At 33.7% G+C, this 8,112-nt stretch carries 9 protein-coding genes and 1 pseudogene; 7 read left to right on the forward strand and 3 right to left on the reverse strand.

All coding sequences use genetic code 11. The features are described from left to right. The first annotated feature begins 33 nt into the window (after positions 1-33). Positions 34-321 (forward strand): hypothetical protein, encoded by a 288-nt coding sequence (locus ACOI1C_RS21705; protein ID WP_422512683.1) that lies wholly within the window; start codon positions 34-36, stop codon positions 319-321. 81 nt (positions 322-402) lie between these two features. Here ACOI1C_RS21705 and ACOI1C_RS21710 read toward each other — a convergent pair whose 3' ends face one another. Both ACOI1C_RS21710 and ACOI1C_RS21715 read right to left on the reverse strand, forming a co-directional pair. Next, complete coding sequence (locus tag ACOI1C_RS21710) at positions 403-945, reverse strand: flavodoxin domain-containing protein (RefSeq protein WP_422512684.1); 543 nt, start codon at positions 943-945, stop codon at positions 403-405. Positions 946-1,089: 144 nt separating this feature from the next. After that, the gene (locus ACOI1C_RS21715; protein WP_422512686.1) at positions 1,090-1,770 is read right to left on the reverse strand and encodes an MgtC/SapB family protein; all 681 of its coding nucleotides are present in this window, start codon (positions 1,768-1,770) and stop codon (positions 1,090-1,092) included. Positions 1,771-1,961: 191 nt separating this feature from the next. Between ACOI1C_RS21715 and ACOI1C_RS21720 the strand changes: the two genes are divergently transcribed. The 3 genes from ACOI1C_RS21720 to ACOI1C_RS21730 all read left to right on the forward strand — a co-directional run bounded on the left by ACOI1C_RS21720 (position 1,962) and on the right by ACOI1C_RS21730 (position 4,490). Next, entirely contained in the window at positions 1,962-3,233 is a 1,272-nt protein-coding gene (locus ACOI1C_RS21720; RefSeq protein WP_422512687.1) for a M24 family metallopeptidase, read from the forward strand. Between the two features lie 148 nt (positions 3,234-3,381). After that, positions 3,382-3,690: a Dabb family protein gene (locus ACOI1C_RS21725; protein ID WP_422512689.1), complete on the forward strand. Its 309-nt coding sequence runs from the start codon at positions 3,382-3,384 to the stop codon at positions 3,688-3,690. Between the two features lie 59 nt (positions 3,691-3,749). Continuing rightward, a complete protein-coding gene (locus ACOI1C_RS21730; RefSeq protein WP_422512691.1) occupies positions 3,750-4,490 on the forward strand; it encodes an SDR family NAD(P)-dependent oxidoreductase in 741 nt (246 codons plus the stop codon). A 504-nt stretch (positions 4,491-4,994) separates the two neighbouring features. On the opposite strand, the pseudogene ACOI1C_RS21735 reads toward ACOI1C_RS21730, so the two are convergent. After that, positions 4,995-5,264, reverse strand: a pseudogene (locus ACOI1C_RS21735) (IS1595 family transposase); the annotation flags it as partial. A 201-nt stretch (positions 5,265-5,465) separates the two neighbouring features. Here ACOI1C_RS21735 and ACOI1C_RS21740 point away from each other — a divergent pair. The 3 genes from ACOI1C_RS21740 to ACOI1C_RS21750 all read left to right on the forward strand — a co-directional run bounded on the left by ACOI1C_RS21740 (position 5,466) and on the right by ACOI1C_RS21750 (position 7,910). Then, a complete protein-coding gene (locus ACOI1C_RS21740) occupies positions 5,466-5,672 on the forward strand; it encodes a hypothetical protein (protein WP_422512693.1) in 207 nt (68 codons plus the stop codon). Between the two features lie 210 nt (positions 5,673-5,882). Beyond that, positions 5,883-6,611 (forward strand): MgtC/SapB family protein, encoded by a 729-nt coding sequence (locus ACOI1C_RS21745; RefSeq protein WP_422512695.1) that lies wholly within the window; start codon positions 5,883-5,885, stop codon positions 6,609-6,611. Between the two features lie 564 nt (positions 6,612-7,175). Then, complete coding sequence (locus ACOI1C_RS21750; protein ID WP_422512697.1) at positions 7,176-7,910, forward strand: cysteine hydrolase; 735 nt, start codon at positions 7,176-7,178, stop codon at positions 7,908-7,910. Positions 7,911-8,112 lie beyond the last annotated feature (202 nt).

Raw genomic sequence — 8,112 nt, forward strand, 5'->3', positions numbered from 1 at the left:
GTCTAGGTTGATATATATAAGGATGGGGTAATATTGAATAATTTGCTAAGTTTACTTTTTAATAGAGGCAAAAAGCAACCATTTTTAAACATGTTTGGTAGAAATAATAAAGGGAGAGGATGGTTGTGGGGATCCTTAATAGGTTTGGGGATAAGCGCAGCTGCACTTGGACTAGGCAGAAATAGAGATAAGATTCCACAATTTCAAAATTTAAAGGATAATTTTGGTCTGGAAAAGGTTCTTAGAAAACCAAACACTGCTGGAGTTACTGAGTTTTCAGAAGAATTATTACCGAACCAAAACCAAGACACTAACAAATAAGATTTTAACAGTAAATTAAAGACCCTGTTTTCTGATGGAAACAGGGGTCTTTAAATTGTATATATGTAAAAAATTCACGAGCTAGCTTGTTAATTTTTTTGCTGTTTCTGCAATGAGTTTCCCATAATCTTTTGCCAGTGTTACTTCTGGATCACTTGGCTTGTTCATAGGTGCATCTTGTGAAGATTCAACTGGAATAACTGCTGTTGCTCCATATGGTGTTCCATATTTTACTCGATCTTCATTTAATGGTCCAGTATTTGAAACGATAATCATACCATGATGTTGCATCGGTGTTTGTAAGGCTCTGCAAATGTTTTCTACGCCCCCATGCTGTGTCGAGGTAGTTCCAAATACTCCTCCAACTTTACCTTGGAGCCCGCCTGTGAACCATAACTGGCCTAGTTTTGAAAAAAAAGTGGCCATTTTAGGATTAGGTTCACCAAAGTAACCTGATGATCCCCAAATAATGGCAGATGCATCCTTTAAATCATCTGGATTAGTGTCTTCGACTGATTGTATGATTACTTCAGCATTCTCAACTTGTTTCGCTCCATCTGCAATTGCTGACGCAAATTCCTTCGTATGCCCGTTCATACTAGCATGCAATACAAAAACTTTCATATAAAATCCTCCCAATAAAATTTTTAGATACAATTTGATTATTAACCAAGGAAGAAAAGACTATTCATCCTAAGGAGCCAGCAGTATTATAATAAAACTATAGGATAGGTTGTTGGCTATTTGTAATCCCAACATTGGTTTGGGTTAGATTGATACCTTGTGTACATAAGATAAGGTGTGGATTTTTTCAATTACAGCTGAGTTTTCATCGATTATCTTTGAACTAACTAAGAAAGTATATTTTGACTGCTTGTTATTGTTAAAAGGTTTATAATCTTCAATATCGGTCTTCAGAATATCTATTCCACACTCTTTTAAATAGGATTTTATTTTTGAAAGAGTTCCATCCCGCTGATCTGTAATTATGGTAAGCACAATTGGTTTATGCTTATCTTCAAACAGTTTCTCTAGTTTATTTAGAACAAATAAAGTGAAGATTACAATTGCGGTTATAACAATGCCTTCAAAGTACATTCCAGCTCCAATAACAAGACCTATTCCTGCTACAATCCAAATTGAAGCAGCTGTGGATAATCCCCTGACTGACACTCCACCTTGAACAATAATTGTTCCAGCCCCTAGAAAACCGATTCCACTAATAACGTAAGAGGGTATTCTCCCGGGATCCATAGTAATGATACCATTGGGATACTGAGAAAAATAATCATCAAACCCATACAAGGAAAGTAATATGAGTAAAGATGAACCTAAACCAACTAAAATATGAGTCCTAAGTCCTGCAGGACGATTCTTAATCTCCCTTTCAAATCCAACAATTCCGCTAAGGAGGACAGCAAGAAACAATCTTTGTAATGCAATTATCATTTCATCATTAATAAAGTTAACTATAGTAGGTCCTCCTCTTCAGTTTTTTGAAGTGAAATTAAACTATCTTACTTACTCTTTAACCGCACCTAATCCTTTGTAAACATAACCTTTTAATAACCTTCTTTAGTAATTTTCCATTATAATGAAACAAAGAAGTAGTAAATGCAAAAAAAGAGGATGTGGAGTAAGTGTTAGATGTCCATGAGCATGATAGAGTTAAAAGTATATTACCGCTTAAGAAACAAGAAATGATTCGTGATAGCTGGTTAAGTGGAAGACTAGAAGGAATCTTAAAAGAAGCGATGGTGAATGCTGATATTCCTATGTGGATCGTCATTAGTAAGGAATATAATGAAGACCCAGTAGTAGCTACTCTAACTCCTTGTGAACATGACAGTTCTCGAAGACTATCTATTTTTGTTTTCGTATTGGATCCAGAAAGTCAAAAGGTAGAACGTTTTTTAATTGGATCACCGCATCCAGCATTATCTGATTTGTATACATTTATATGGAATCGTAGCGAAGAAACTCAGTGGGAAAGATTGAAAAAACTAGTAGATGAAAAACAACCGATTAAAATTGGAATCAATCAATCCGATCATATTGCAGTAGCAGATGGATTAACCCATAGTTTATATCAAATCCTATGTGACGAGCTCGGATTTAATTGGGTTGGCAAATTTGTATCAGCTGAACAATTAGTTACTCACTGGTTTCTAAAGAGAAGTAAGGAAGAAATGGTTACTTATCCTTTTTTAGCTGATTTAACTAGTAATCTAGCAAAAACAGCTCTATCTAATGAGGTTATTTACCCAGGTATTACAACGACAACTGAAGTTGTAGATTGGATTAGACAAAAGGTATTAGATATCGGGATAAAAACATCTTTTTACCCTACTGTAGATATACAAAGAAGGAATTCTGAAATTGATAGAATCTCAGATACAATCATTATGCCAGGTGATATTGTTCACCTTGATTTTGGTATTGAATATTTAAATTTGTGTACAGATACACAACAATTGGGTTATGTCTTAAATAGGGGTGAATCAAAAGCTCCTGACGGATTAGAGGCTGCCTTCCGCCAGGCTATTGCGTTCGAAAACCTTGTCATGGATAAAATGATACCAGGGAAAAGTGGAAATGAAGTATTCGAGGCAAGCATCACAGAAGCGAAAAAGTTTGCTATAAATGCTATGCTATATTCTCATCCGATCGGAAATCATTGTCATGAAGCAGGACCGATTATTGGATTATATGATCAACAAACGAATATTCCTTTTAAGGGAGATCTTGAACTGATAAGCGATTCTGCCTATGCGCTTGAGTTTAATATAAAGGCGTATATACCAGAGTGGGAATGCGAGACTTATATTTACCTAGAACAACCTATTGCCGTTTATATTGGTGGCGCAGATTACTTGACTGCTAGACAAGATAGTTTCTACTTGATTAGGTAGGTAAATAATGTACCGGTCTATGAGCACCAGTGGAACAGTGACTGTTTTAATTAAGCAGAGAGCCTAATTGGAAAATTATGAATGCTGTTACTACATAATGGCTAGGCTATAAACGTCGGTTAAACTAATAAATGGAGGAGATATAAAAATGGAAAGTGAAAGAATTAGACATATGGCTTTTTTTACATTAATACATTCAATAGATTCTTCTGATACAGAGCAATTTTTGAAGGATGGCAAGGAGATTCTAAGAGCAATTTCTACTGTTGAAAATTTTGAAGTGTTACGGCAAGTGAGTCCGAAAACTGATTTTGATTTTGGTTTTTCGATGGAGTTTAAAAGCCAGGAAGATTATGATACATATAATAACCATTCAAGTCATCAGTCCTTTGTAGAAGAACGATGGAAGGTTGAGGTACAGAAATTTCAAGAAATTGATTACGTTATAATTGCTTAATAAAAGCCTATTATATTAATAGCTTTTATAAGACAGGGGGAGTTAACATTTCTCGAAATTTGAACGGTAAAATAGCCTTGGTTACAGGTGGATCCAGAGGACTTGGAAGGAAGATCAGCTCAACCTTAGCAGAATTTGGGGCGACAGTGATTGTAAACTACGCTAATAATGATGAAGCAGCAAGCCAAACTGTAGAATCAATTCTCTCAGCTGGAGGTAAAGCCATATTTGTTAAAGGTGATATTACAGATGAAGAGGGCGTTAAACAACTTGTAAAAGAGTCAGAAGAAAAATGTGGTGGGACGATTGATATTCTAGTGAATAACGCAACTGGACCTCAGCCTGAATTATCAATTGAAGAAAGCACTTGGGATGACTACTTAGATCAGCTTCATTTTTTTGTAAAAGCTCCTTTATTATTAACAAAAGCTATTTTGCCCGGTATGAAGAAAAAAGGCGAGGGTAGGATTATTAATATTGGAAGCGAAGTAGTCCAAATTGGCAACCCTAATTTTTCTAGCTATGTAACGGCGAAGTCTGCTCAGCTTGGAATGACACGATCATACTCAAGTGAGTTAGGTCCTTTTGGTATAACAGTTAATTTGATCAATCCAGGTTTTATTCCAGTAGAAAGACATGAGGGAATAGATACTAGTGAATATAAAAGTCATGTTCCTCTTCGCAAAATGGGAGAACCACTTGATATAGCCAATGCTGTGGCATTTTTAGCCTCAAAGGAATCACAATTTATAACTGGTCAATCCATTTCTGTAAATGGAGGAAATACGTTTGGTGTTTAGGTTTTGTCCTATTTATTTTAAAGGCTATGTTAAAGGTAAAGGTTGATTTTTCGTAAAATGGTATATTGACGTCTACCCTACATTTCATAAAGTAAGTAACACATCAAAACTGGAGATTTATGTAGTAACTTATTAAATCGAATATACATCTTAAATATTCAAATATATTTGAAACCTTCTGTTTGCTTTAATTTCCTATCTGCATTAGTACTTCACTTATTAACTGGTTATGAATTCCTAGTTTTCCGAAATTATTTGGATAGTTTTATTTTTGTATCGTATCTAACCGTTATAATTAATCTAATTCCACTTAATACAATCATAGGTGCTACTGATGGCAAACAATTAGTTGAACTATATAAGAATTAATAAGTTATGGTTTTCGTTCTTCCACTAACGGACGCTTTAGTAAAAAAACATACATCAAAATACAATGAGCTTGGAGATACATTTCCGAGCTCATTTTTATGTGCATTTTTTATTCCCTATAAATAATATTGGCACTTAGAATGCATAGTCTCTCAATCTTAACTTATCCGCGGTTTCCCATGTTCCGTTAACACTTGCCAAGATAAGCATTTGCTTTGTCTTGCTTAAATCGCTTTCCATTTTCCTATTGTCGAGGAATTGAAACCACACTAAATAAAGTTGTAAATACTTCGTAGAAACACCATTAAAACGACTTATCCACTTCTTTAAACGCGAATGGTAATTATTAATGTTATTGAGGTGATAGATGCCTTTCTTTACATATTCTTTTTGAGAAGACAAAATTCATACCTCCTCTAGTGATTATTTTCTCAAATTTGTGGGAGTGCGTAGTATAAATTATTGATTTCTACCCTTACCCTAACTATATAAAGGAATTTTACGTTATTTTGTAGAATTAAGCACTTAATTAACCTAGAACGTGGAAGACCACTAAGAAAAATAGATTTGCTAAAAAAATTAATAGTAGCAGAAGGGGGGAGAAACATGATTAACGATACTATACAGCTTATAAAAGATGTGAAGACAAACGGTCATTATCTTCTTGAGGTCAATGGATTTATACTATCAGAGAATGAGATGTTAGAAGTAGCAAACGGCATACTACGTTTTTTGAAACAAAACAATCAATCTAAGATTGATCAAATGAATGATGAAATTCTAGAAAAGTATGAAAAATTGAGTAATCAATGAATCAAAGAATGGGGATTTATTTTAAAAGAATTGATAGGGTATAATAAATATATCATTAACCTTTATATATCTTCGGAATAACAACAAACTATCTTCCGATAGTTTGCTTTTTTCTGTATTACAGAAGTGATTCTTGTATTTTTTAATTAGAGAGGAATTTTACAAACTATATCGAATTATAGTATAGCAGGTTTAATAGGAGGGACTACTTTGGATTTTTTACTAAATAGTGAATTAATAAGTGATGAATTGATAACCTTTATACTAAGGTTATCCCTGATTGTATTATTGAGTGGGTTAATAGGCTTAGAGAGAGAATTTAAGAATCATCCTGCTGGTCTAAGAACTCATATATTAGTGGGAGTTGGCGCCTGTTTACTAATGCTATTATCTTTATTTGGGTTTCAGGATTATATTTATGAAAACCTACAAACCACCTATGATCCAAGTAGAATTCCAAGCTATGTTATATCAGGAATTGGATTTCTTGGAGCTGGAACGATAATGGTCCAAGGAGGGGTAACAGTAAAGGGTTTAACCACTGCGGCAAGCATTTGGACTGTGGCAGGTTTAGGATTGGTAGTGGGAGCAGGGATGTATTTAGAGGCAGTATTAGTAACTATAATTATTATTACTACATTATTGTTTTTAGATAAGCTAGAAGATAAGATTTTTAAAAAGAAGAATAAACTTCAAAACCAATATTTTGTCTCAATTGTAATAGATAGTGAAAAAAATGATTTGGCAATGATCAATCATTTATTATCAGACAAAAAAATACAAGTGATAAAATTTAATATGAAGCACCATAACTCAAACAATCTAACTACCTATACTTTTAGAATTAAAGCACCAAATACATTAAATTATATGGATATAACAGAGCTTCTTCAAACACTACCGAGCCTTCATAAATTATCAGTGGATTTACAGAACTAATCGGATATATGGATTGTACATTTTATAATTTATTAATAATATCCCTCCTGGGTAAAAGGGGGGATATTTAATTAAGCAGCTTAAAAATAATGATTTGAGAATCTTAATCCACACCTAGTGTTTCATATAGTGATAATATACCCACAATGACATGGAATATCCTGTCTATCTGAAAGCCTTATATATTTGGAGTTTATTGATATAAGTCGAGGATTAATGAGTGATAATATGTCTTGTAATTTAGTTGTTTGAGAAATGAATCAATTTCATAATTGCTTCTTTTAAAAAGGTCTGATTGTCCTATTGGCAAATCATTCTTTTTTAAAGGCTGTTTTGAATTTTTTTGCTATAAAAGGAGGGGAACAATATGAATACGGTAGTGCGCCGAGGAAGCTTCCCGCCCCGTGGAAAGCTTTTATAAGTGTCCATTATTCGGGTAGTAGTTCTGGAAGTCAGATTTAATGTTTTTTAAGGTATCTATTTGGAGAGTATAAATTAGAATAAACTTCTCTGTAGTAAGTGAGAATATTACCAGAAAATTAATTTAATTTTAGGAGTTGTTGTATGAAAAATCATTGTAAACTTGTTGTCTGCTTAATGCTTTCCCTTTTTACTTTTCTATTTCTTAGTACTGAGGGTATGGCAAACGATTTAAACCTTATTGAAAAGACAGCACTTGTAGTAACAGACCCACAGAATGATTTTTTGAGCCCAACAGGTGTTGCTTGGCCTTTAGTAAAAGATAGTGTCGATGAGCACAATACTATTGAAAATATTGAAACTTTGTTAAAAACAGCTAAAGAACAAAAGGTCTTGGTATTTATATCTCCACATTTCTATTATCCCTACGATCAAAAATGGGGGTTTACTGGTAAAATAGAAACTTGGATGCATAAACATAATATGTATTTAAGAATGGGACCTTTGACTTTAGGAGGTTTTAAAGATTCAGGTGCGGACTTTTTAGAGCGATATAAGCCTTATATTTATGACAACAATACTGTGATTACTAGTCCTCATAAAGTATACGGACCTGAGAGCAATGACTTAGTTCTGCAGCTAAGAAAAAGAAACATTAATCATGTTATATTAGCTGGTATGTCAGCTAATTTATGTGTAGAATCTCATATGAGAGAGTTGATCGAACAGGGATTTAAAGTAACTGTAGTGTCAGATGCAACAGCTGCCGCAAAAATGGGGGAGTTGGATGGTTACTCAGCTGCACTTACAAACTTTAAAATGATTGCTAATGATGTGGTTACCACAGAGGAAGCTATAGAAATATTTACAGATAAATAGTAGTAAAGAGGGGGTTAGAAAGCTACTAATCCCACTCTTTTTTTAATTAAGCATAGTTTGGATTGGACTATTATAATCTCGTATTATTCACATATCTGCTATCTACTTTTCCTCCATTAACGAAATATTCTATTAAGTGTATGCAGAAAACAATGTATTTTTAAGAATGCTTTATCACGGTTGTTGATTATCCAAAATTAGA

Origin of the sequence: Bacillus sp. DJP31, from assembly GCF_049310945.1 — a bacterium.
GTDB lineage: Bacteria > Bacillota > Bacilli > Bacillales > SA4 > Bacillus_BS.